The sequence below is a fragment of the Agrobacterium tumefaciens genome, assembly GCF_013337285.1.
GTDB classification, from domain to species: Bacteria; Pseudomonadota; Alphaproteobacteria; order Rhizobiales; family Rhizobiaceae; genus Agrobacterium; species Agrobacterium burrii.
The window spans coordinates 139,653-165,159 of sequence record NZ_SUPW01000010.1 but is presented as its reverse complement, the minus strand read 5'-3'; the positions used below and the strand labels follow the sequence as shown (position 1 = coordinate 165,159).

Sequence of the window (25,507 nt, the reverse complement as noted above, 5' to 3'; positions counted from 1 at the left end):
TGTCAGGACTGGATCAGCGCGATGCCGCGGTTCTTGAAGCCGAGCGTCACATCGCTTTGCGGCGGCAGGCTGGTCTCGACCGCATGGTCGACGATGAAGAGCGTGCCGATATCGGTCTCGACTTCATATTCGACATGCCCGCCGAGATAGGCACTGTGTAGCACCCGGCCGGCAACCCCTTGCCCGCCTGCCTGGCCGATGGCAATCGAACCGGGGCGAACAGCAAGCTTGGCCGGGCCGGGTTTGGCATTGCGCGCCGAAACCCGATGATTGATGCCGCCGACGCGGATCAGCGCCTCCGGACCCTCAATGCTGATGACCTCGCAGCCGACGACATTCGCCTCGCCCATGAAATCGGCGATGAAGGCGGAGGCCGGTGCCTCGTAAAGATCGCGGGGCGCACCCGACTGGGCGATCTCGCCATCCTTCATCACGATGATCCGGTCGGAAACGGCCAGCGCCTCATCCTGATCATGCGTCACATAAACGGCGGTAAAGCCGAGCCGCTGCTGCAATTCGCGGATTTCGGTGCGGACACGGCGGCGAAGGCGGGCGTCGAGATTGGAAAGAGGCTCATCGAGCAGCAGCACCTGCGGCTCCAGCACCAAGGCGCGGGCGACCGCCACGCGCTGCTGCTGGCCGCCGGAAAGTTCGGCCGGCAGGCGGTGGCCCATGCCGGCGAGGCCGACGAGCTTCAACCCCTCTTCCGCCTTTTCCCGCGCTTCCGCCTTGCGCAATCCCGAGGATTGCAGGCCATAGGCGACATTGTCGAGCGCCGTCATATGCGGGAACAGCGCATAGGACTGGAAGACCATCGAGACATCACGCTCATTGGCCGGCAGCATGGTCACGTCCTTGTCGCCGATGAGGATGCGGCCGGAGGTCGGGTGCTCGAGGCCGGCCAGCATGCGCAATGTCGTCGTCTTGCCGCAGCCGGAGGGACCAAGCAGGGTTACCAGCGTGCCGGGTTCGATGGTCAGCGACAGGTCGGGGATGGCGGTGAAGGCGCCGAAAGTCTTGCGGACATTCTGAAAGGTAACGGAGCCGGGCTTTACGGAAATCATGCGGTTTTCTCCTGAGCGAGAGGAACGGAGGAAGCGGACGGCAGGCCGGCGACGCGGTTTTCGCGCCGCAGGCGGCGTTCGCCCACAATGAGCTGGAAACCGGTAATGACGGTGATCATCACCACGATCAGCATGGAGGAATAGGCGATCGCCACACCATATTCGCCGTTTTCGACGAGGCCGACGATGTAGGACGTCGCCATGTTGTACTGGGCGCTGACGAGGAAGATGACAGCACTGATGGAGGTGATGGCGCGCACGAAGGAATAGACCAGCGCCGCCGTGATCGCGGGCCTCAAGAGCGGCAGGATGACCTTGCGGATGGTGCGGAAACTATTGGCCCGCAGCGTCAGCGAAGCTTCGTCGAGGCTCTTGTCGAGCTGGCTCATCGCCGCGATGCCGCCGCGCACGCCGACCGGCATGTTGCGGAACACGAAGCAGGCGATCAGGATCAGCGCCGATCCCGTCATTTCCACCGGCGGCAGGTTGAAGGCCATGATGTAGCTGACGCCGATGACCGTGCCGGGAATGGCAAAGCTCATCATCAGCGCGAATTCGAAGAGGTTCCGTCCGGCGAATTTCTGACGCACGATGATATAGGCGGTCAGCAGGCCGACGGCAGCGGTGAGCGGCGCCGAAACCAGCGCAATCTCCATGGTCGTCCAGAACGAGTTCCAGGCAACGCCGGTCCAGGCAATCGAGCCATTGGAGAAGCTGACGGAAAAGGCGCGGATGTAGTGGTCAAGCGTCAGCGAATTGTCGAGACCCCAAGTCTTCACGAAACCGCCGACGAGGATCATGCCATAAACGACAATGGTGAAAAGCATCCACGGGACGACGATGGCGTGCACGCCGATTGAGATACCGCGCGGCAGGGCAATGTGCGCACCGCTGTCGCCCTTGCCGGTGACCGTCGCGAAATTCTTGCCGGATAGCCAGAAGCGCTGGGCAAGGAAAGCCGAAAGCGTGAAGCACAGGAGAATGATGGCGAGAACCGCGGCGCGCGACGGATCGTTCTGCGAGCCGACGACGGCAAAGAAGATTTCCGTCGACAACACGCCGTGGGTGCCGCCCAGCACCAGCGGGTTGCCAAAATCCGCCATGCTTTCGATGAAGCCGATGAGGAAAGCATTGGCAAGACCGGGCTTCATCAGCGGCAGCGACACCCGCCAGAAAGTGCGCCAGCGGTCGGCGCGCAGCGTCTGCGACGCCTCCTCCATCGACGGGCTGACGCCTTCGACAACGCCGATCAGCACCAGAAACGAAATGGGCGTGAAGGAAAGAACCTGCGCGATCCAGATGCCGGTAAGACCATAAAGCCAGCGGCCGGGTTCGATGCCGAAGAGATAGGACAGCCATTCGGTGACGACACCGGCGCGGCCGAAAAGCAGCGTCAGTGCAAGGCCAATAACGAATGGCGGCGTGATGATCGGCAGAACGGTGAGAAGTCGCAGGCCTTTCTTGAACGGAAAACGGGTGCGGGTGGCGATCAATGCGAAGCCGAGGCCAAGCACGGTCGAGCCGAAAGCGGTCAGCAGGGCAAGGGACAGCGTGCGCCAGGCAACACCGCAGCGCTCTTCGCCCATAACACAGCCAAGGCTCCAGATGCCGGGGTCCTTGATATTGCGGATGAAACCATCGGCGTTGAAGGAGCCGTCGAAATCTTGAACGGATGCGATCAGCATGCTGCCGATTGGATAAAAGACAAAAACCGCAACGAGAAAGACCAGAACGGAAATGGCGCCGACGACGAAGGCATCGCCCTTCATGACGCCACGCTCAGCAAGCCCGAAGGCAAAGAGAAGCACGAAGACGAATGACATGACGACGGCTCCGGCACCCATAGATGCCTGACCATCGGCAAGCATGCCGAACAGGTTTTCGCTGATTGTCCAGGTCCAGCCAGTAAAGCCGATCGCCAGCCCCTGCAAAGCCAGAAAAACCAGACCGGCAGCACCGATCATGGCAACCAGCCCACCGCGCCGCATCGGATCACGCATTGGCCGGACAAGGCATGCGGCGAGGAAAAAGATAACGACGCCAACCAGCCATGGTTTTCCATAGGACAGGATTTGCAACACACCCGGCGCATTGCTGGCGGTGGAAAAAAATCCTGACAACCAACGGAAGCTGAAAAAACCGCCTTCAATGCGATACCAGGGAAGAAGAATGAGGGCGAACGCCCCGAGCGCCAGGACGATGTCCAGCCTGCGATTGCCACGTGTCATGGCCGACCTCGCTTATTTCATGCCGATGAAAGAGTGGCGGACACCCCGGCTTCATAAGCCGGGATGCCGATCGCCGGAGTTCAGATCAGTTGGCGACAGCACCAACTTCGCGGTCCCAGCGTTCCAGCAGCGCCTTGCGCTTGGCCGGATCGCCATAGGTCTTGAAGTCGTAGTCGATGAGCTTGATGTCCTCGAACTTCGGTGCTTCTTTGGGCACTTCCGCCGTCTTGTTGGACGGCAGCTGGAAGGACTTGGCGTCCTTCATGCGCGACTGGACGTCCGGCTTCAGCGCCCAGTCGTACCAGGTCTTGGCATTGTCGAGGTTGCGCGCGCCCTTGATGATCGACATGGAGCCGATTTCGTAGCCGGTGCCTTCACACGGCGCGATCGATTTGACCGGAAAACCTTCCGCCGTCTGCGCCACGGCATCATGCATGAAGACGATGCCGAGCGCCGTTTCACCGCGCGCCGCCGCCTTGACCGGAGCCGAGCCGGACTTGGTATATTGCGAGATATTGGCGTTGAGCTTCTTCAGGTAATCGATCGCCTGATCTTCGCCCATGATCTGCACCAGCGAGGCAAGCGCCGTGTAGGCGGTGCCCGAAGAATTCGGATTGGCGATCTGGATTTCACCCTTCAGTTCAGGTGCCAGCAGATCGGCCCAGCACTTCGGCTCCTTGTAGCCCTTGGACTTGAAGATTTCGGTGTTGTAGCCCCAGCCCAGCGCACCGGCATAAACACCGACGGTGCGGTAGCCGGTGCTTTCCGCCTGTTTCACGGCCCAGTCCTGCAACTGGTCCAGCATTGGCGACTTATATTCGAGCGTGAGATTTTCGGATGCCGCCTGCATATGCGGATCGCCGGTGCCCGCCCACCAGATATCGGTCTTCGGGTTGCGGGCTTCCGCACGCACCTTGGCATAGGTTTCACCCGAAGACAGGCGCACCATATTGACCTTAATGTCGTGTGTTTTTTCAAAATCGCCCTTCATCTGTTCGCAGATGACGACATCGGCCGAGCAGATCAGGTTGAGTTCGCCTGCCGCCTGCACCGATGTGGTGCTGAGCGCCGTGCCTGCAAAAAGCAGGGTGGAAAGTATCGTCAGTCGCATGGTTATCCTCCTGTAGCTTGCGTCTGAATTCTTGGGCAACGCGCGGACATGGCGCTGCCGGTCGCGGCGCCTTGCGGCGCGCACGTTGTCTTTCGGGATGTCGGTTGTCTGGCCCTTACTGGGTCTGGCTCGGGTGGATTTCGCTGTCGAAGCGGCTCAATAATCGACTTCGCTCTTCAGGCTGGCCAAAGGTGGCAAAGTCGTAATCCACCATCTTGATCATCGATATATCAGGCGCGGTCAGCGGCAATGTCGCCCTTGCATTGGACGGCACCTGGTTCTGGCCGGCTATGGCTCCGGTTTCCTGTCCTTCCGGGCTGAGCGCAAACTCCACGAAACTTTGCGCAAGCGCCGTGTTGCGGTTGCCCTTGACGATGCTGACCGCCCCGATCTCGTAACCGGTGCCCTCGCAAGGGGCGACGATGACAAGCGGGAAACCCTCGATCTTCTGGGTCACGGCATCATGCATGAAGGAAATCCCGATCAGAACCTCCCCCCGCGCTGCGGCCTTGACGGGCGCTGAACCGACCTTCGTGTAACCCACAACATTGAGGTTCAGCTTCGTCATGAAACCGAAGGCCTCGTCCTCACCAAACAGCTGGACAAGGGTGGCGAGCGTGGTGAAGGCCGTGCCGGAATAGTTCGGATTGCCGGTCAGGATGTGGCCGCGATAAATCTCCTTGGCCAGATCCTTCCAGCAAGTGGGAGCCGGCAGCTTGTTTTTGGCAAGCAGTTCCGAATTATAGGCAAAACCCAGCGCCCCGGCATAGATTCCAGCCGATCGCGATCCGGACATGGCATAGAAATTCTGCGCCCATGGCAAAAGATCCTGCTGATCGTGGGGCTGGTATTCGTCCAGCAGTCCTTCCGAACCGGCCTGCAAATGCGTGTCACCCGTGCCGCCCCACCAGACGTCGACGGTCGGATGGGAGCGTTCGGCGCGGATCTGATCGAGAATTTCGCCGGTGCTTTTGCGCACCATCGAAATCTCAAGACCCGCCTTCGCCTCGAAAGCCCGCTGCATGGTCACACACCACGCCTCGTCGACGCCGCACAGGACGTTCAACTTCGGCGCGGCCATGCCATGCCCTGCGCCGCACAGCCACAGGGCCATGCTCGCCGCAAGTGCGGTCAATGCTTTCACTTAAATCCTCCCTGTCTGGAACCTCCCCGTTCCAGTCTCCACCAACAACATGTCACATCCTGTCTGCACCGCAATCGAAGAATGGTTACCAATCTTTCACCGCACCGCCGAACAAGATTACAGATATTACAAATATCACAGGAGAGATAACCAGCGAGCCTTTGAACATCGCCGCCGCCATGCCTATGATGATGGCGGGAGGAATACACAGTGCTTAATCAGAAGGTTCGCATTCTGATCGTTGAGGACGATCCGGATATGGCAGAGCTTATCTCGGACCTCATCGAGGCCGAAGGCTGGCTGCCCACCTGCGCCCGCTCCGCCGAGGAGGCCGACGAGATATTGGCGCGGGACAGGATGCAGCTTGTGCTGGTCGATCACAATCTGCCCGGTGCGTCTGGCCGCACCTTTGCCCAGCGGCTGCGCAGCAGGGTCGATAGCGATATCGGTATCGTCATGGTCACCGCTGCCGGCAGCGCCGCCGACCGGGTTCTTGGCCTTGAAACCGCCGCCGACGATTATGTGGTGAAACCCTTCGAACCCATCGAACTCACGGCGCGGATCAAGGCCGTTTTGCGCCGGACGATCCCTTCGCTGAAACAGGAAAAGGACAGCGAGCGTGACCACGGCCGCGCGGCCCTTCGGCTCGGCGACTGGGCCATCGATCTCAATGCACGCCGGGCCGTCTGCCTTGCGGACCGCAGCCGCACACTGACCAGCGCCGAATTCGCACTGCTGGAAATTCTCGCCGAAACCCCCAACCAGCCCGTCAGCCGCTCGCAGATCCTCGACAGGCTGGGCTCAGAAAGCGACCGCTATATCGATCGCAACGTCGATGTGCTGGTGCTGCGGCTCAGGCGCAAGATCGAGATCAATCCCGATCTGCCGCGCCATATCAAGACGCGGCGCGGCAAGGGTTATGTGCTGCATACCGATGAGGGCGAGCTTTCCCCGTGATCAGCCGCTCCTTTCTTTCCTCGATCGCCTTTCGCCTGCCCTTTGCGATCGTCTTCATCTGCGTGCTCGTCTTCAGCCTCTCCGCCATCGCCATTTATGGCCTGCAACGCGCCCGCGATGAGATGGCGGCCTATGGCTTGCAGGCCTTTTCCAGCCTTGCCAAGGCATCGCTGATTTCACGACAGGTTTCCGACCTCGTTTCGAGCGCGCCTTTCCTGATGAACGCCGCCTCGCCCTACCGTGTTTCCAGCGAAAGCCGCTCCGTGGTTCAGCAGGTCGATCTGCTGTTGCAGATGACGGGGCCGGAAAGCGGCGAAAGGGCCGCACGCGGATTTGCAAGTGAGCGCATCGTCGAACTCCTCCAGCTAATCAGGGCGCAGACGCTCGATCTTGCCAAGGATGCCGATGCGGCGCAGGGCCACAAGGCGGAAGCGGCGGCGGCACTGGGCGAAATCGCCACCGGTCGCGGCATCGCCGATCCGGAACTGCGCCGCCGCATGAACGGCATCGTGCAGGCCGCCTCCGCTTCCGACAGCCTCTTCCAGCTAGGCGAATTGCGCCGTCGCTATGTGGCTGAAACCACGGCGCGGCAGCAAGGCTATCCGGGCGAACGGCTTCCCACGGCCGAGATGCAACCCTATGAGCGGGTCTTTGCGGCCCAGAGCCGCTACCTTCTGGAGATGTTCGCCATCCGCGCTTCGGTGTCGCGGCTTCATACCGTGTCGCGCGATCTGTCGCATGTCACGGAAACGCAGGGCGATGCGGTTGCCCGCAGCCTGAATGAGGATTTGATCTCGACCTCCGATGCCCTGAGCCGGCTGCTGGTCATCGTCGCCGTCGCCTCGCTTTTGGTTCTGGTGGTGGCGATCTTCTCCATCCGCTCGGTGATGCGGGTATCGCGCGGGATCGCGACGCTTTCGAATGGCATGAATGCGCTCGCCAAAGGCGAGAAGGATGTCGGCCCGCCATCCTATACCGGGCCGGAGACGGAGCTGATCCGCCTACTCGACGCCTTCCGGGCCTTCCATGACAGCGTCGACCGCGTCTCCCGCCTCAGACGCACGGCGGAAGCGGCGGCCCGCACCATCCGCTCGACCTTCCGCACCATGAATGAGGGCATAGCATTGTTTGATCCGACCGGCCGGCCGATCACCATGAACCGCCGCATCATCGAACTGGTCGGACGCTCCGGCTCGTCGCGAAAACTGCCAATCCGCCGGTTTGTTGAGCCGGTCCCGGAAATCGATCCGTTGCTGCTACCCTTCGAGAGCGAAAAGGGCGAGCTGATGGAGCGGGCCGTCGTGCGCCACCGCACCGCAGACGAGCGGGTGATCGAAGTATCGATGTCGCGCCAGCCGGATGGCGGCATCGTGCTGCTTGCCCGCGATGTCACCGCGCTCGACCGGCAGGAAGCGGAAGCCGTGAAAGCCCAGCGGCTGGACGGCATCATGCGCATGACCCACCAGGTCAGCCACGAGGTGGGCAACATGATCGGCATCATCACCGGCAGTCTCGGTCTTCTTGAACGCGAGGCCGGTTTCAACGACCGGCAGAATCGCCACATCGCCCGCATCCGCAAGGCGGCGGATCGTGGCCGGTCTCTCGCCAGCAGCATGTTGACCATCGGCAGCCAGCAGCCGATCCATCCAAGCTGCATCAATGTCGCCAATCTGCTGCGCGGCATGGCCGATATTCTGGAGATCGCGGTCGGCCCGAAATGCCGGATCGAACTCGATCTCGACGACAATCTTCCCGCCATACCGCTCGACCCGGCGCTCTTCGAGCAATCCATCCTCAATCTCTGCCTGAATGCCGCGGCCGCCATGCCCGATGGCGGCCTGATCTCGATTGAGGCCACATTCGAAAAGGAGGCGCTGGTGATATCAGTCACCGATGAGGGCATCGGCATGACGCCGGAGGCGGTGGACAAGGCCTTCGAGCCCTATTTCACCACCCGTGGCGACCATGGCGGCGCGGGCCTTGGCCTTGCCATGGTCTATGGCTTCGTGCGCCAGAGCGGCGGCGAAGCGCATATCAGTTCGAAACCCGGTGAAGGGGCGAAGGTGCAGCTGACATTTCCGGCCGGCGCCGGGCTGGCGAGCAGGTCGGCTTAAAGCCGCTTCCACGCTCGGCAAACAGCCGGTCAGTCCTTCCCGCCGGCGGCCTCCAGCAGTGCAACAATCTCCTTAAGTCCTCTTTCACGGGCATGGGCAAGCGCGCTCCTTCCGTCGAAATCCTTCAACGCGACATTGGCACCGCCCGCAAGAAGCGACCGGACGATCCGCTGCGATATCGCGCCGCCGTCTCTCAGGATCGCCACTTCAAGCAGGGCCGTCCATCCGAGCCGGTTGACGTGATCGACATCCACACCCGCTGCAAGCAGAACATCAACGGCGTCCGGATGCCCCTTTTCGGCAGCGGGGATGAGCGCCGTGCCGCCAAAGCGGTTGGTGCTTTTAAGATCAGCACCGTTTTTGAGGATCATCCGCAGGATTTCCGTCCTGCCCTGCGCACCGGCCACCAGAAAGGGGCTGTCCTCGATACTGTCACGAGCGTTGACATCGGCACCGGCATCGAGAAGCAAACGCGCCGCTTCCACGTCGTTTTGCCATACCGCCACCAACAGCGGTGTCTGACCCTGCGCGTTTCGCTCTTCGGTCGGGCCACTGTTTTTCAGCAGCTGTTCGAGCTGCACGTGATCCTTCGCCACGACCGCTTCCAGCACGGCAGCCTGCGCATTTGCGCCAAGGGTCATCATCAGCACTCCACATAAAACCAGACGTCGCATCATCACCTCGAAAGAATGCCGGCACCGTGGTGCAAGCCGCGCCATTATTTCAGACGACCGGCATTCACTTCAAGGGCCTGTCTTTGCCGCATCAGGCCACCTGCACGAAATGACCGGGTGAAACGGTTCTGTAGGTCCGCTCAGGTGTTTCATAACCCATCGCCCGTATCGGGCTTTTCAGCTCGTCATTGGAGATGCCGCGTCTTATTCCGCGTCGTGCGGGATCGGGTACCGGCACCGCCGCCATCAGCTTTTTCGTATAGGCGTGTTGCGGATTGTCGAAGACGGCAGCACGCGGGCCGATTTCGACGATCTCGCCGAGATACATCACCGCCACCCGATGGCTGACGCGCTCCACCACCGCCATGTCGTGCGAAATGAACAGGAAGGCGAGGTTGAGGCTCTGTTGCAGGTCGAGCAGCAAATTGCAGACCTGCGCCTTGATCGAGACATCGAGTGCCGAGACGCTTTCATCGGCAACGATAACCTTCGGGTCTAGCGCCAGCGCGCGGGCAATGGCGATGCGCTGGCGCTGGCCGCCGGAGAACTCATGCGGGTAGCGACTGGCCATATCGGCGGACAGACCGACCTTTTCGAGAAGATCGGCGGTCTTTTCCCTTGCCTGTTTCGAGGTGCCAAGCCTGTGCTTGATGAAGGGTTCGGAAATCGCCGTCCCTACCGTCATGCGCGGATTGAGCGACGAGAACGGGTCCTGAAAGATCATCTGCACGGATTTTCGCATATTGCGCAGACCGACGGTGTCGAGCCGCATCACATCGTAACCGTCGAGCGATACATCGCCGGACGACGGCTCCAGGAGGCGCATGATCGAGCGGCCGGTGGTGGATTTTCCGCAACCGGATTCACCGACGAGAGCGAGAGTCTCCCCTTGAAACAGATCGAAGGAGACGTTTTCGACGGCGTGAACGGCACCCGTCTGCCGCGCCAGCAGGCCGGAGCGGATGGGAAAACGGGTCACGAGGTTCTTGACCGACAGAACCGGCGTCTGCCCGCTCACAACCGTCTCGGCCACTTCCTCCGCTTCAGTCGAAAGACCGGTTTTCATGTCGAGCACCGGAAACCGCGTCGGCCACGCACGGTCATGCATCGAACCGAGCCTCGGCACCGCCGAGAGCAGTGCGCGCGTGTAAGGATGCTTGCCACGCTGGAATATATCCTCGGTCGGCCCGGTCTCGACCTCATCACCGCGATACATGACGATAGTGCGATCGGCAATCTCGGCCACGACACCCATGTCATGGGTGATGAAGAGCACCGACATGCCTTCCTCTTCCTGCAGCAGCTTGATGAGGTCGAGGATCTGGCCCTGAATGGTGACATCGAGCGCAGTCGTCGGCTCGTCGGCAATCAGCAGTTTCGGGCGGGAGGCGAGCGCCATCGCGATCATCACGCGCTGGCGCATGCCGCCGGAAAACTGATGCGGATATTCGTCGAAGCGGCTGGATGCGTTGGGAATGCGAACCTTTTCCAGAAGCCGCACCGTCTCCGCCCTTGCCTGCTGCTTGGAAAGCCCCTTGTGCCTGATAAGCACTTCGGAAATCTGCCGGCCGATGGTGAAGATCGGGTTGAGCGAGGTCATCGGCTCCTGAAAGATCATCGAGATATCGTTGCCGCGCACGCCACGCATCTCCTTTTCGGAAAGCGCCAGCAGATTGCGCCCGTTGAGCAGCACTTCACCTTCGATCCGGCTGGAGGCCGGTGCGAGCAGCCGCATGAGCGACAGCGAGGTGACGGACTTGCCGGAACCGGATTCTCCGACAATCGCGACGGTTTCGCCGGGCGCAACATCGAAGGAGACGTTGCGCACGACGCTTTTCCATTCGTCATCGACGAGAAAGGACGTCGTCAGGTTACGGACGGAGAGGACGGGTTTTGTCTCCATGATGTCAGCGCCCTACCGCATAGGCCTGCATCAGCCGGGGGGTAGCGGCCGCCCGCAACAGGCCATCCGCATCCCGCCTTGCTGCGGTGAGCCGCCCGACCGACCAGGCATCGGCAACCGTGACCCGGTGGCCGCGACGGCGAAGCTCATCGAGTGTGGCCTTACCCACCGTGCTTTCCACCATGATTTCACCCGGCGAGCTGGTGCGCGGGTAAAACGAACCCGGAAAATGCGAGGTGTGGAACAGCGGCATATCGATGGACGCCTGCAGGTTCTTACCGTGATGCGCATAACGCAGGAAGAACGGCAGCTGCCATTGATCCTGTTGATCGCCGCCCGGCGTGCCGAACACCATCGAGGGGCGGCCCTGATGCAGCGCGAGCGACGGCGTCAGCGTCGTGCGTGGGCGTTTGCCCGGCGCAAGCGAGGTCGGCAAGCCTTCCTTCAGCCAGAACATCTGGGCGCGAGAATTGAGCGCGAAACCCAGACCGGGCACGATGGGCGAAGATTGCAGCCAGCCGCCCGAGGGCGTGGTGGAAACCATATTGCCCCAGCGGTCGATGACATCGATATGCACCGTGTCACCGCGCTTTTCGGTCAGGTGCGACATGGTCGGCTCGTAGACGGTGCCCTTGCCGCTCATCTCGGCCAGCATCGCCATGGTGGCATCCACCTGCTTTTCGTAACCCGGCACGGTGCCGGGGCGCAGGCCGAGCGATGCCTCGCTGCCGATCAGTTTGCGACGCCCGGCGTTGTAGCCTTCAGAGAGGAGATACTCGGTCGGGATCTGCCCGAATTCCGGATCGCCATAATAGACCTCGCGGTCGGCAAAGGCGAGCTTCATGGCTTCGACGGTGGTGTGGATGAAATCAGGCCCGGACGGGTCCATGGCCGCAATATCGAAGCCCTTCAGCAAAGCGAGCGATTGCAGCAGAACCGGACCCTGCCCCCAGGCAGGCGTCTTGGCAATCGTCCAGTCATGATAATCGAACGTCTGCGGCGCTTCGACGGTCGCGCTCCACCCGGCCATGTCCTGCGCCGTCAGCACGCCTTTGTGCTTTGAGCCGCTGGCATCCATGACCTCCGCCGTCTTCACGTAACCGTCAATAGCTTCCGCAACGAAACCCCGATAATACGCATCCCGCGCGGCCTCGATCTGGTTTTCGCGGCCGGAACGCGCTTCGGCTTCGGTGATGATCCGCTGATAGGTTGCGGCCAGAACCGGGTTCCTGAAATTGGCATGAGGCTCAGGGGCAGCACCTCCCGGCAGCCACGTCTCGTGGGAAGTCGGCCATTCCTTCTCGAAGAAATTCGCCAGTCCCTTGATGGTGGCGGAAACACGCGGCAGCGTCGGATGCCCCTGTTCGGCATAATAGATGGCCGGTTCCAGCACGTCGCGCACGCTCATCGTGCCATAGTCGCGCAACATCAGCATCCAGCCATCGAAAGCGCCGGGAATGACGGTGGCAAGCAGCCCGTCGCCGGGGATCAGCTTCAGCCCCTCCGAGGTATAGTGCTCGATGGTTGCGCCGCTCGGGGCCGGACCCTGGGCGCAGATGACTTCGACCTTGTCCTTCTGCTTTGAATAAAACACGGCCGGCATATCGCCGCCGGGGCCGCACAGATGCGGCTCGACGATCTGCAGCACGAAACCGGTGGCGACGGCGGCGTCGAAAGCATTGCCACCCTTTTCGAGAATGGCCATGCCGACGGCCGAGGCGATCCAGTGCGTTGAGGTGACGACGCCGAAGGTGCCAAGGATTTCAGGGCGTGTGGTGAATTCAGTCATTCCGATATTCCTTGTAAAAAATCATGCTTCGCGCGGATCGAGCGCGTCACGCAGGCCGTCGCCCAGAAGATTGAAACCGATGACGACGAGGAAGATGGCGATGCCGGGCCACATCGTCATCCAGGGCGCCTGGCTGAGGAAATTCTTCGCGGTGTTCAGCATCGAACCCCATGAAGGAGCCGGCGCCTGCTGGCCAAGGCCGAGGAAAGAGAGGCTTGCCTCCGCGATGATGGCGGTCGCCACCGTCAGCGTTGCCTGCACGATGATGGGAGCAAAGACATTCGGCAGGATGTAACGGGTCATGATGTCGATATGGTTGAGGCCGATCGACCTTGCACCCTCGACATAATCCTCCATCTTGACCGCCAGCACCTGCCCGCGGGTCAACCGCACGAAGATCGGCATGGCGGAAAGGCCGATGGCGATCATCGCATTGGTAAGGCTCGGGCCGAGGAAGGCGGCAAGCGCAATCGCCATGATGAGGAAGGGCATGGCCAGCAGCGCTTCGGTGATGCGGGATATGACCATGTCCACCCAGCCGCCGAAATAACCGGATATAAGGCCGAAGGGTACGCCGATGACCACCGCGATCATCACCGAGACGACGCCTGCCATCAGCGAGGCGCGCGCGCCATAGATCATGCGGGAGAGAATGTCGCGGCCGAGATCGTCGGTGCCGAGCCAATGGGCCGCCGATGGCGCCTTGCGGATGGCCGACCAGCTGGTCGCAATTGGGTCCGCAATCGGCAGGATCGGCGCGGCTATGGCAAGTACTGCGAAAAACAGCACAATCACCATGCCGACAAGCGCCGATTTGTTGCGCTTCATTTTCTTCCAGGCGCGGCTTTCCTGCCGTGTCGCCGGTACGGAGATGTTTTGATCAAGAACGGTCATGATATCAGGGCCTTAGATTGTCGCCCTGAGGCGGGGGTTGAGCAGGACATAGGCGATATCGGCCAGAAGGTTCATGAGGATGAAACCAACGGCGGTGCATAAAACGATGCCCTGCACGACGGCGTAGTCCCGCGTGAACACCGCATCGACCGTCATCTTGCCGAAGCCGGGAATGGTGAAAATCTGCTCCGTCAGCACCGCGCCGGCCAGCAACTCTCCGAAGAGTAGCGCCAGCAGCGTGATGACCGGCAGAAGCGCATTGCGGAAACTGTGCGACAGGATGATTTCGCGCGGCGAAAGCCCCTTGGCGCGGGCGGTACGGATATAGTCGGAACTCAAAACCGCCACCATCGCCGAGCGGGTATGACGCATCAGCGTCGCCGCAAGCGCATTGCCGAGCACGAAGGCAGGCATGATCATGGTTTCGATGGAACGAACAGGGTCGACGAAGATCGATTCATAACCGGATGCCGGCAGCCAGCCGAGTTTCACCGACACCAGCAGGATGAGCATAATGCCGAGCCAGAAATTCGGGATCGACAGGCCGGAAAGCGCCACGATATTAGCCGTATAATCGATCCACGTATTCTTCTTGACGGCGGCCAGAATGCCGATGGGAATGCCGATGACCATGGCGAAGAACATCGCCATGACCGCCAGCTGAATGGTGACCGGCAGCTTCTGACCGATAAGCTCCAGCACCGGCTGGTTGGTGCGCAGCGAAATGCCTAAATCGCCGGTCACCACACCGCCCAGCCAGTTGAGGTACTGAAGAGGCACCGGGTCGTTGAGGCGATATTTTTCCCGCAGGAATTCAATCGTCGCGGGATCGCGCTCCTCGCCCGCCATGGCAAGGACCGGATCGCCCGGCAACAATTTCTGCAGCGAGAAAACGAAGATGGAAATGATCAGAAGCGTCGGGATCGCGACCAGCAGTCGCTTGCCGATATAGACAGGCATGGCATTGTCCCCGTTTGAGTCCGGTGCTGGGGGCCGCACGGCAAGCCGTGCGACCTGTTCAAAACTGTCAGTCCTTGCTGACGCCGAGAAGACGGATCATCCCATCGGGTGACGGCGCCCAGCCCTTGACCTTGTTGGAAATGGCATAGGCATAAGGCTGGTGGCCGAGATAGATGATCGGCATGTCATCGTTGAGGATGACGCTTGCGGCATCGTATTTTTCCTTGCGCACCGCATCTTCGGTCGAGGCGCGAGCCTCGTTCAGCAGCTTGTCGACTTCAGGGTTGCAATATTTCACATCGTTGATGCCACCCTTGCAGGTGACGAACTGGTGCAGGTTGCCATCGGGATCGATACGACCCGACCAGTCGGAACGGCTGAGCTGGTAATTGCCGGCGGTCTGCTCGGACAGCAGCGTCGCAAATTCCGTCGCCTTCAGGGTGACGTTGAAACCGGCCTCGGCCACCATCGACTGGATGACCTGCATCATCTGCGTCTGCGTGGTGTTGTTGGCGTGCTGAAGCTCGACGTCGAGCGTCTCGTAACCCGCTTCCTTCATCAACTGCTTGGCCTTGTCGATATCGCGCGGCGGCACGGGCAGGTTCTGGTTGAACCAGGGGCTTGTCGGCGGGAAGGCCTGATTACCGCCCTTGGAGGTGCCTTCAAAAACGATCTGGCCGATCGCCTCGCGGTCGATCGCATAGGAGAATGCCTGCCGCAGACGCTTGTCCTTGCCGAGCGGATTGTCGGCGCGCGCGCCATTGTTCATGTTGACATACATGGCCATGTAACCCGGCCCGATCACATCGGCATAGGTCAGCTTGGAGTCGTTCCTGACGGATTCCGCATCGGACGCCGAAATACGCTCGGCGATATCGAGGTCGCCGGCGCGAAGGTTCGCAAGCTTCACGGTCGTGTCGGGGATCGGCAGATAAACGACCTTGTCGACGAGGACCTTGTCCTTGTCCCAATAGTCAGCGAATTTCTCGAGCACGATACGGTCCTGCTGGATACGCTCGACGAATTTAAATGGCCCGGCGCAAACCGGTTTCGAACCAAAATTCGCGCCCAGTTCCTTGGCCGCGTTGGGTTCAACGATCATGCCGGCGCGGTCGGAAAGCTGCGCCAAAAGGGTAACGTCAGGCGTCTTCAGCGTGAATTTCACCTCCAGCGGTCCCGTCGCCTCAACCTTCTCGACCGAGGACAGCTCGCTTTTGCGGCGCGATTCCGGCAGCGTCATATTGCGCTCGATGGTCGCGACGACGGCGGCCGCATCAAGCGTCTCGCCATTGTGGAACTTGACGCCATCGCGGATTTTCATGGTCAGCACCTTGCCGGCTTCGGACCAGGCCCATTCGGTGGCAAGCTGGGGCACGATCTTCATGTCCTGCGAAATGTCCACCAGCTTGTCGCACATGGCGGTGTAGACGATGCGGCCGACGAAGGTGCGCGATTGCGCCGGGTCGAGCACGTCGGCGTCGTCATTAAGGCCAATGCGCAATTCCGACGATAGCGCCGGCGCGGCGAGCAATGCGCTGGCAAACAGCGCCGCAGTCAAAGTCTGGATTTTCTTCATATTCTTTCCTCTGGTCTGGTTATTTTGACTTTTTGTCATTGGCCGCCCTTGAAGGGACGACGGTTTTCATCCGCGGCCTCAAGAGGCTGCGGTCAGTGAATCATCGGCTTCGGCCGCATTGCCCTCCCCGGTTCCCTCCTCCAGAAAGCCAAGCGAGGTGGCGCGGATCAGCCTTTCCTGATGCATGAGAAGATGCTGGCGCATCGCTTCACCGGCTCTTGCGGGATCGCGGTCGGCGATGGCATCGACGATGGCCATATGCTGTTCGAAAGATGCCCTGCCATTCGTGCCGCTACGCCGGGCGAGTTCCCGTATCGACTGCCATGCATCATCCTGACGGATGCGGTTGACGACATCGAAGATCGACAGGAAGAGTTTGTTGCCGGCACTCTGGGCGATCTGCCGATGGAGCGAGCCATCCCACAGTTCCTTTGCGTCGGCATCCGTGCTCTGGCCGGTCTTTTGAACAAGGGCGCGCATGCGCTCCACCTCGGCCGGCTTGGCGCGCATGGCCGCCAGTTGCGCCAGTTGCGGCTCGATACGCAGACGCACCTCCATGATTTCCATGATATCAGTGCCGGCCACCAGTTCGGTGACCTGAGCGGACCAATCGTCAGGCTTTTCACCCACAAAGGTCCCGGCCCCCTGCCGCCGCCAGATCAGGCCTTCGGCCTCCAGAACTTCCAGCGCACGACGAATCGAACGACGGCCGACATTAAAACTCTCCGCAAAAGCCCGCTCCGTTGGCAAACGACCTTCTTTCGTCAGATCCTGCGTCTGAATATAGTCACGCAGCTTCGCCAGGGCGTAGTTGGAGTTGTCGTTAGGGTTCACCGCCACATCGCACCAATCATTGAACCAATCTCATATTGGTTCATTTGGTGAGAAATTTTCACGCACGTCAAGCGCATTTTTGAGCGGTCATAATTAGCGCTCAAAATATGGGCAAGTGGCGTTTTTTTTGAAAGTGAACCATGTGGGGCGGGGCCGCCCCTGGCCTTGCCGATACAGCGAATCTCTTCAAGGATTGATGGAGAGCCTGATGCGCCCCGACAGTCGCTCGCCGGGAGCGGCTATCCTCAGACCCTGCCCCTCTCGTCCCGTCTGCGGCAAACCAAGCGTTCCGGCTGCCATGGAAACGGGTTCGAGGCAAAGATAACGGTCCATGCGGTGCACGGCCAGATGGGAAAAAACGGGGTCAGCCTCGAGCCGCAGTGAAAACCCGCCGCATTGAACCTGCGCCTTTGACCAACAGGTGAAGTGCAGGGTGTATCCCGTCGTGGCGGGGATGGCAGGTTCCGCGAAAGGCGCGGCCGGCTGACCGGTCGGTACGTTTTGCGCATCCAGAGGATATTGCAGCCTGGCGTCCGTCGATGCGTCACAGTTGAGCCCGGCAGCAAAGTAGGGATGCCAGCCAAGCGCCATCGGCGCAGGCACATCCGCCAGATTGGTGATCGACAGTTCCACGGCGAGGCCGTTATCGTCCAGCAGGAAAGACTGTTCGGCGCGGAAAGAAAACGGCCATTCACCGTCAGCTTTGTATTCCAGCATCAGCCCGATGCAATCGGAAGACAGACTGGAAATCTCCCACGCTCGACGGTGCGCGGGGCCATGCATGGCGTCCGGAGCAAGGGCCGGATGGGGCAGCAGATCATGGCGGATGCCCGCATGGACGAAGGAGCCGCCATAAAGCCGGTTGTGGTACGGAAACAGCGGATATGCACCGGCTCTCGGCCAGTTGGACGGCTCGAAATCCGGCTCTGATGTCGGCACTAGAATGTCACCATAATCCGCATGGCGCAGATGGGTCATCCTCCCGCCCCAGGCGGGGCGCAGGCGGGCCGAAAGCGGCCCGCAGGCAATCTCAACAGTTTTAGGCGAAGGCATAGGAGCCGTCTGGCCGTTTCGGCACCCGTCTTTGCCAGTGAACATAACCATCTTCCTGCATGGCCTTTTCGTCCATCTCGACACCCCAGCCCGGGCGATCCGGCCTCAATTCCAGATAGCCGTCCTTGGGCAGATAGGGGTCGACAACATAACGGGTCTCGTCCTCGCGTTTTTCAAGATCGGTGCCGCCGTAGACGTAGCACTGTCCCTTCGGCAGCCTGTATTCCAGAATGCGGAAATTCTGCTGAGCGGCGGAGAAATGGACGTTGACGGCGGTGGCGAGCGGCCCCATCGGGTTATGCGGCGCGATGCTGACGAAGTGAGCTTCCGCAAGCGTGGCGATGCGGCGCATTTCCGAAATGCCGCCGACAACGCAGATGTCGGGCTGAATGATATCAGCACCCTTTACTTGAAGAAGACGCAGGAACTCATTGCGATTATAAAGGCTTTCACCTGTTGCCAGCGTGCAGTTCAGTCCCTGTTTCAGGTCTCCCCACATCTCGATGTTTTCCGGGCGCAACGGCTCTTCGAAGAACAGCGGATCGTAAGGGGCGAGCGCGTTACCCAGCTGGCGGGCGGCGGCGGGTTCGAAAATCTTGGCATGGGCGTCAAAGGCGATATCGTAGTCAGGCCGCACGGTTTCGCGAAGCGAGCGGAAATATTCGGCCGAACTGCGCACCACCTCACCCCAGCGATGGGCGTGGATATCGAGGCGCCACGGGCTGAGCTTGAAGGCCGTGAAGCCCCAGTCCTCATTCAGACGGTCGAATTCTTCCTTTGCCGCCGGTGCGTCCGGGGCCGTGTAGACGCCGGCATAGACCTTGATACGGTCGCGCACTTCGCCGCCCAGCAGCTTGTAGACCGGCACCCCCGCCGCCTTAGCGGCAAGGTCCCACAGGCAATGGTCAAGCGCGGAGATCGCCGAAAGACCGAGCGCGCCGGGCGGAAAGCGGTTCTGCTGGAGAAGGAGATTGTAGAGATATTCAACCCGTGTCGGATCCTGCCCGGCAAGGAAACCGTAGAGGTAATCCAGCAACGGCGGCAGGGCGAGATCGGGGCCGTGATTGTAACATTCACCCCAGCCGGTCAGACCGTCGTCGGTATCGAGAGCGACGACAACGCGGGGACGGTCCTTGTCGCGGGTGACGAATACCCGCATGCGATCGATTTTCATGCTTTAGTCTTCCTCATGAATTTCAGGATGCAACAGCCGCGACGCTATCGGGCGGCAGCCCCGTTCTTGATCTCTGGTGGCTCGACGTAACGGAACCGTCGGGTGCGATCCCGGTCACGCGGATCGGGGCGCGGAATGGCCGATAGAAGCGCCTGCGTGTAAGGATGGTCAGGTGCGTTGCAGACCTTTTCGGCGTCTCCCACTTCCACCAGCTTGCCGCGATACATCACCCCGACGCGGTCACACATGTATCTGATGACGCCGATGTCATGGCTGATGAAGATGTAAGCGAGGCCAAGCTCATCCTGCAGCCGCATCAGCAGATCGAGCACCTGAAACCGCACCGAAACATCAAGCGCCGATGTCGCCTCATCCGCAACGATGATGCGGGGCCTGAGCGTGATGGCGCGGGCGATGCCGATGCGCTGGCGCTGGCCGCCGGAAAAGGCGTGCGGATAACGCTCACGCCCGGCCGGGTCGAGACCCACCTGCTCCATCAGGGCGCAGACGCGCTCATCCAGCTCCTTGCCTTTCGCGATGCCGTTGACCAGCAGCGGCTCGCCGATGACCTGCGCCACTGTCATGCGCGGATTGAGCGAGCCGAACGGGTCCTGAAACACCATGCGCAACTCACGCCGGGCGGCTTTCAGTTCCGCACCTTCGATCTTGGCGAGATCGACCACCGTGCCATCCGCCCGGCGATAAAGCATTTCGCCGCCGTTCGGATCGTAGAGGCGCATGATCGAGCGGCCCATCGTGGTCTTGCCGGAGCCGCTTTCGCCGACGATGCCAAGCGTCTCGCCCGGAAGCAGCTTGATGGAAACGCCATCCAGCGCCTTCATCTCACCGAAATGCATGGAGAGGTCGTTCACCTCGAGGATCGGGGCGGCGGCAAGATCGAGCGGCGGGCGGGCAAGCCGGATTTCCGCCTTCTGCTCCAGTTTCAGAACCGAGCCGATCAGCATGCGCGTATAGGGGTCTTGCGGATTATGGAATATCTCGTCGACAGTGCCATATTCCTTGGCGACGCCGTGATGCATGACCAGCACGTCATCGGCGATCTGCGCCACCACGCCCATGTCATGGGTGATGAACAGCACCGCCATGCCATGCGCCTTTTGCAGCCGCGATATCAGGTCGAGGATTTCGGCCTGTGTCGTGACGTCGAGCGCCGTCGTCGGTTCGTCGGCGATCAACAGTTGCGGTTTGCAGGCCAGCGCCATGGCGATCATGGCGCGCTGGCGCATGCCGCCGGAATATTGGAAGGCATAACGATCCAGCGCCTTTTCGGGGTTGGGAATTTCCACCTGCCGCAGCAGCTCGATGGCTTCCGCCCGTGCCTGGGCCTTGCTCATCTTCAAGTGCAGCCGCAGAACTTCGGTGATCTGGTCACCGACGGTATGCACCGGCGACAGCGATGACATCGGCTCCTGAAAAATCATCGAGATGTCTGCGCCGCGCACCGAGCGGATGGCCCGGCTGCGCGGATCGAGCTTTGCGAGATCAAGCGAGGTGCCGTCGGCACGGTTGAGGATGATCGACCCGGAGGCGATGTAACCGGGGCTGTCGATGATCTGCAGGATCGAGCGGGCGGTAACGGATTTGCCGGAACCGCTTTCGCCGACGACGCAGAGCGTCTTGCCGGGATCGATGGAGAAAGACAGATCGTTGACCGCCCGGAAAATGCCGTTTCGCACGGGAAATTCGGTGACCAGATTGCGGACGTCAAGCAGCGGTCGGGCAGACTTCATGGAGAGAATATCGCTCATCCGGGGCCTCACTTGTTATAGGGGTCGGCTGCGTCGCGCAGACCGTCACCGAGCAGATTGAGCGCCATGACGGCAACGACGACAGCCACGCCGGGCAGAAACAGCCACGGTGCGGTTGCAATCGAGCGAATATTCTGTGCCTCGCGAAGCAGCACGCCCCAGGAAATCGTCGGCGGCTGGAGGCCAAGACCGAGGAAGGACAGCGAGGTTTCCGCAAGGATCATCGCCGGAACGGCCAGCGTGACTGAGGCGATGATATGGCTCGAAAAACTCGGCAGCATGTGGCGGAAGATGATGCGCCCTTCCGACACGCCATCCAGCCGCGCTGCCGCCACGAACTCTTCGGTCCGCAGCGACAGAAACCGGCCGCGCACGACGCGGGCAAGCTGCGCCCAGCCGGTCAAGGACAGGATGATGGTGATCATCATATATTGCAGCGTTGCCGGCCAGCCCTGCGGCAGGGCGGCAGCCATCGCCAGCCAGATGGGAATGGTGGGCAGCGACAGAACGAAGTCGATCACCCGCTGCATGACGAAATCGATGCGGCCGCCGTAATAACCGGAGATACCGCCGAGGACGACACCGAGCAGCAGCGAGAAGAACACGCCGACGAGGCCGATGGACAGCGAAATCTGCGATCCCTGCACCACCCGGCTGAAAACATCGCGGCCAAGGCGATCAGCACCGAAAAGGAAGAGCGGCCGCGTCTTGTCGGTCGAGGCCAGCAGGTGGATATCCGTGGTGAACAGGCCGAGCACGGAATATTCGTAACCGCGACCGAAAAGCTGGACCGGGATTTTCTTCGCCGTATCTTCGACGAACACAGCAGCCAGCGTTTCAGGATCGCGCGTCAGCTTCAGCGGATAATAATGCATTCCGAGCGAGAAGCCGTCCGTCGTATCGATGAAATGCACGCGTTGCGGCGGATGGAAGGTGGCGCGCGCATTTTGCAACACCGGATCGTTGATGGCGAAGAAACCAGGCAAAAGCGCGACGATATACATGGCGATGGTGATGAACAGGGCGACCATGGCCAGCCTGTGGCGCTTGAACGCCCACCAGATGAGCTGCCACTGCGAGGCGACGGCGGCGCGGTCCGGCCGGGTGTTGGTGGTAATAGCGATATCGCTCATGGCGCCCTCCTATTCGAGACGGATGCGCGGATCGACCAGCGCAAGCAGGATGTCGCTGATCAGCGATCCGATCAGCGTCAGCGCGCAGATCAAAAGTACGAAAGCGCCGGCGAGATACATGTCCTGCGCCATCAGCGACTGCAAAAGCAGCGGTGCGGCCGTGGGCAGGTTGAGCACGATGGCGACAACCACGGAGCCTGAAATAAGGTTGGGCAGCAGCCATGCAATGGTGGAAATGAAGGGGTTGAGCGCAATTCTCAACGGGTATTTCGTCAGCAGCCTGAACTCGGACAATCCCTTTGCACGCGCTGTGGTCACATAGGGTTTGGGTAATTCATCCAGCATGTTGGCGCGCATGACGCGGATGAGGCTTGCGGTGGACGACACGGCAAGGATGGCGACCGGCAGCCAGATATGGGCCATCAGATCGATCATCTTGGCGATGCTCCACGACGCCGTTTCATATTCCGCCGAAAACAGCCCGCCGACATCGGCCCCGAACTCCACCGCCGCGACATACATCAGCACCAGCGCCAGCAGGAATGACGGTATGGACAGGCCGAAAAAGGAAAAGGCGGTGAAGAGATAATCACCGATCGAATATTTGCGCACGGCGGAGAAAACACCGATGGGAAGGGCGATGGCCCAGGTGGCGAGAAGGCTGGCGACGGCCAGAACCAGCGTCAGCGCCATACGCTCCCAGATCAGGCCTGAAACGGGCTGCTGCCACTCGAAAGAGATGCCGAAATCACCCCGGCTGATGATGCCCCATATCCATTTCAGATATTGCACGATCATCGGATCATCGAGGCCGAAACGTTCACGCAGCTGCGCCGCCGTATTGTGGTCGATGACCTCGTTGGAAGCGGCCAGGGTGGCGATATAGGTCGTTACATAGTCGCCGGGTGGCAGCTGTATCAGGACAAAGGCAAGGAAACTGACGGCAAACAGGGACGGTATCATCCACAGCAGGCGTTTGACGATAAAAAGCAGCATGTCGCTCTCGCAATCACATTATACCGCACGCACCGCTAAGGAGACGGGTTTGTGGGTGGTAGAAACAACCTGAAAGGCGTCGCCGCGGTGAGGCAGCGACGCCCATATGGCGGTGTCAGCTTGTGAAGGTGAACTGTTGCGGCAGCGCCGGGCCGGGGTTGGGCCACGACCAGCTGTCAGGCTCGGTTTCCGGCACGTTGCGCAGATTGTTGCGGATGATGCCGAAACCACCCACCGCAAGGCAGAGGCCGATCGTTTCGAACTCATCCGCCGCGATATCGAAGATTTCCTTCATCTTCGCGCCGCGCTTGGCAAGGTCGGCTGTCGAGCGCGCTTCATCGAACAGTTTGAAGCGCTTCTTCTGGCTTTCCGGCGGTTCCTCGCCCTTCTGGCCGTTGGATGTGTACCAGAGCGCCCACGGAATGGCGTAGCGCGAACCCTGCGGATGGAAGGCGAAAAAATCGCGCGGGTCGAGCATCGGATCGAGACCGCCGGGGCCGGGCCACACCGCCGCATCATGGGCATTGTCATCGCCGCGTGTGTAATACAGCGCGCGTTCGATGGTGTTGACCTTGATATCGACGCCGATCTGCGCCCATTGCGCCTTCACCAGTTCCAGCGCATCGACCAGATCGGGATAGAGCGTCGGGATGACATCGATCGAGAAGAAGATCGGCTGGCCATCGGGCCTAAGCCGCATGCCGTTGCCATTCTTTTTGTCGTAACCGGCCTTGTCGAGAAGTTCATTCGCCTTGGCGGCATCATATTCGGTGTACTGACGCGCCAGCTTCTCATTGTACCAGGGGTGGGTCGGGCGTGGTCCCGCCTGATATCCCTCGCTCTGGCCGAAATAGACGATGTCGATGATTTCCTGCCGGTTGAGAGCGACAGACAGCGCCTGACGGAACGACTTGTCGGCAAACATCTTGCGCATTGCCGGGTCTTTATGGGTGATGTTGAGGTAGATCTGGCACTGCTGCGAGGCGGATGGCACCAGCGTCAGCAGGCGGTAATCGCCCTTTTTCATGTTCTGCGACAGGGTCGGCTTGTTGGCGAGAACGCTGATATGGCGTTCCTGAATGTCGATCTTGCCGGAAATGACGTTCAGCATCAGCGATTCGACATCCTGCGAGATGCCGAAATTGACTTCATCGATGTAGGGAAGCTGGTTGCCTTCGGTATCGACCTGCCAGAAGTAGGGGTTGCGGGTCATCACCACGCGTGTCGCGCCGCCGGAATAGGGTTCCTTCACCACCCACGGGTCAAGCGTGGGCTTCTCGGCATTCGACCAGCGGGATGGAATTTCGATGTCACCGCACTTGGCGCGGAACAGTTCCGTCCAGCTGGAAACGCCGGCCGCCTTCACATCGGCATCGAGCGACGTGTTGTATTTCGGCAGGAACTTGCTGCAATAATGCTTGGCAAACAGCGTTGGGTGCTGACCAAGCGGCGTGGCGAGGTTTTCGAGATAGAGCGCATTTGGCGCTGCGAATTTGAACCTTACCGTGAAATCATCGACCTTTTCGACATCGACGGCCTTGCCGGCGACGGAAAGCTGCGCTGGCGTCGCGCTGTAAAGTTCTTTGTTCTTGATGCAGTCCTCGATGGCGAACACCACGTCATCTGCGGTGAAGGGATGGCCGTCAGACCATTTTGCGCCCTGCAACAGATGGAAGGTGAACTGCGAAGCGTCGTCATTGACCTCCCATTTTTCAGCAAGGTTGGGCAGAACTTCGGTGAAGTCCATGTTCCAGCGAACCAGCCCCTGGTTGCCGACCATGCGCAGGATGCCGTTATGGTCCGACGAGCCGCGCAGGCCACGGCGCAATGTGCCGCCATAGGTGCCGATCTTTTCGTGCGGCGTCACCACCATCGGATTTTTAGGCAGGCGCTCGGCCAATGGCGGCAATTTGCCGTCCTTTACCAGAGCTGCCAGCTCCGGCGCTTCCTTGCCGGCGGCGGCTTTGGCCGAAGTCCCGATGACGGAAAGGGCAGCGACACCCCCAAGCCCCGCCACAAAGGTTCGGCGCGTCACGCCCAGCGAAAATTTATCCCCATCGCGCATCGATTATCCTCCCAAAAAATCACCGGCAGCAAAACAGCTTTCACTGTGTCGCAACGGCCCTCCCGGCCA

Annotated in this window: 19 protein-coding genes; 2 read left to right on the top strand and 17 right to left on the bottom strand. The window is 60.6% G+C overall.

The genetic code is table 11. From position 1 onward, the window contains the following. Positions 1-2 precede the first annotated feature (2 nt). From FCH38_RS21495 to FCH38_RS21480, 4 genes are all read right to left on the bottom strand, one after another. Positions 3-1,064, bottom strand: a complete 1,062-nt coding sequence (locus FCH38_RS21495) for an ABC transporter ATP-binding protein (protein WP_149901050.1) — start codon at positions 1,062-1,064, stop codon at positions 3-5. After that, complete coding sequence (locus FCH38_RS21490) at positions 1,061-3,292, bottom strand: ABC transporter permease (protein ID WP_174375089.1); 2,232 nt, start codon at positions 3,290-3,292, stop codon at positions 1,061-1,063. Before FCH38_RS21490 ends, FCH38_RS21495 begins: the two co-directional genes overlap by 4 nt. An 85-nt stretch (positions 3,293-3,377) precedes the next feature. After that, positions 3,378-4,403 carry an ABC transporter substrate-binding protein gene (locus FCH38_RS21485; protein WP_174375088.1) on the bottom strand — a complete coding sequence of 342 codons (1,026 nt, stop codon included), beginning with the start codon at positions 4,401-4,403 and terminating at the stop codon, positions 3,378-3,380. Positions 4,404-4,518: 115 nt separating this feature from the next. Beyond that, positions 4,519-5,517, bottom strand: coding sequence for an ABC transporter substrate-binding protein (locus tag FCH38_RS21480; RefSeq protein WP_174375097.1), 999 nt, complete (start codon positions 5,515-5,517; stop codon positions 4,519-4,521). A gap of 240 nt (positions 5,518-5,757) precedes the next feature. On the opposite strand from FCH38_RS21480, the gene FCH38_RS21475 reads away from it, so the two are divergent. Both FCH38_RS21475 and FCH38_RS21470 read left to right on the top strand, forming a co-directional pair. Next, positions 5,758-6,504, top strand: coding sequence for a response regulator (locus tag FCH38_RS21475; RefSeq protein ID WP_174375087.1), 747 nt, complete (start codon positions 5,758-5,760; stop codon positions 6,502-6,504). Next, on the top strand, positions 6,501-8,618 hold the full coding sequence (locus tag FCH38_RS21470; RefSeq protein ID WP_174375086.1) for an ATP-binding protein: 2,118 nt from the start codon (positions 6,501-6,503) through the stop codon (positions 8,616-8,618). Before FCH38_RS21475 ends, FCH38_RS21470 begins: the two co-directional genes overlap by 4 nt. Before the next feature lie 29 nt (positions 8,619-8,647). On the opposite strand, the gene FCH38_RS21465 is transcribed toward FCH38_RS21470, so the two are convergent. The 13 genes from FCH38_RS21465 to FCH38_RS21405 all read right to left on the bottom strand — a co-directional run bounded on the left by FCH38_RS21465 (position 8,648) and on the right by FCH38_RS21405 (position 25,438). Further along, positions 8,648-9,262, bottom strand: coding sequence for an ankyrin repeat domain-containing protein (locus tag FCH38_RS21465; RefSeq protein ID WP_236776676.1), 615 nt, complete (start codon positions 9,260-9,262; stop codon positions 8,648-8,650). Positions 9,263-9,383: 121 nt separating this feature from the next. Continuing rightward, on the bottom strand, positions 9,384-11,195 hold the full coding sequence (locus FCH38_RS21460) for an ABC transporter ATP-binding protein (protein ID WP_174375084.1): 1,812 nt from the start codon (positions 11,193-11,195) through the stop codon (positions 9,384-9,386). A 4-nt stretch (positions 11,196-11,199) separates the two neighbouring features. Continuing rightward, positions 11,200-12,984 carry a gamma-glutamyltransferase family protein gene (locus FCH38_RS21455; RefSeq protein WP_174375083.1) on the bottom strand — a complete coding sequence of 595 codons (1,785 nt, stop codon included), beginning with the start codon at positions 12,982-12,984 and terminating at the stop codon, positions 11,200-11,202. Positions 12,985-13,005: 21 nt separating this feature from the next. Continuing rightward, positions 13,006-13,878 carry an ABC transporter permease gene (locus FCH38_RS21450; RefSeq protein ID WP_174375082.1) on the bottom strand — a complete coding sequence of 291 codons (873 nt, stop codon included), beginning with the start codon at positions 13,876-13,878 and terminating at the stop codon, positions 13,006-13,008. 12 nt (positions 13,879-13,890) lie between these two features. Further along, positions 13,891-14,838, bottom strand: coding sequence for an ABC transporter permease (locus FCH38_RS21445; protein ID WP_174375081.1), 948 nt, complete (start codon positions 14,836-14,838; stop codon positions 13,891-13,893). 67 nt (positions 14,839-14,905) lie between these two features. Next, positions 14,906-16,414: an ABC transporter substrate-binding protein gene (locus tag FCH38_RS21440; protein WP_174375080.1), complete on the bottom strand. Its 1,509-nt coding sequence runs from the start codon at positions 16,412-16,414 to the stop codon at positions 14,906-14,908. 78 nt (positions 16,415-16,492) lie between these two features. Continuing rightward, positions 16,493-17,254, bottom strand: a complete 762-nt coding sequence (locus FCH38_RS21435; protein ID WP_149901041.1) for a FadR/GntR family transcriptional regulator — start codon at positions 17,252-17,254, stop codon at positions 16,493-16,495. 180 nt (positions 17,255-17,434) lie between these two features. Beyond that, a complete protein-coding gene (locus FCH38_RS21430) occupies positions 17,435-18,301 on the bottom strand; it encodes an aldose 1-epimerase (RefSeq protein WP_174375079.1) in 867 nt (288 codons plus the stop codon). Continuing rightward, entirely contained in the window at positions 18,288-19,475 is a 1,188-nt protein-coding gene (locus FCH38_RS21425) for a galactarate dehydratase (RefSeq protein ID WP_142857958.1), read from the bottom strand. Before FCH38_RS21425 ends, FCH38_RS21430 begins: the two co-directional genes overlap by 14 nt. Before the next feature lie 44 nt (positions 19,476-19,519). Continuing rightward, positions 19,520-21,244, bottom strand: a complete 1,725-nt coding sequence (locus tag FCH38_RS21420; RefSeq protein ID WP_174375078.1) for an ABC transporter ATP-binding protein — start codon at positions 21,242-21,244, stop codon at positions 19,520-19,522. An 8-nt stretch (positions 21,245-21,252) separates the two neighbouring features. Then, entirely contained in the window at positions 21,253-22,377 is a 1,125-nt protein-coding gene (locus FCH38_RS21415; RefSeq protein ID WP_153516096.1) for an ABC transporter permease, read from the bottom strand. 9 nt (positions 22,378-22,386) lie between these two features. Then, on the bottom strand, positions 22,387-23,373 hold the full coding sequence (locus tag FCH38_RS21410) for an ABC transporter permease (RefSeq protein ID WP_149901037.1): 987 nt from the start codon (positions 23,371-23,373) through the stop codon (positions 22,387-22,389). 115 nt (positions 23,374-23,488) lie between these two features. Further along, complete coding sequence (locus tag FCH38_RS21405; RefSeq protein ID WP_174375077.1) at positions 23,489-25,438, bottom strand: ABC transporter substrate-binding protein; 1,950 nt, start codon at positions 25,436-25,438, stop codon at positions 23,489-23,491. Positions 25,439-25,507: the final 69 nt, after the last annotated feature.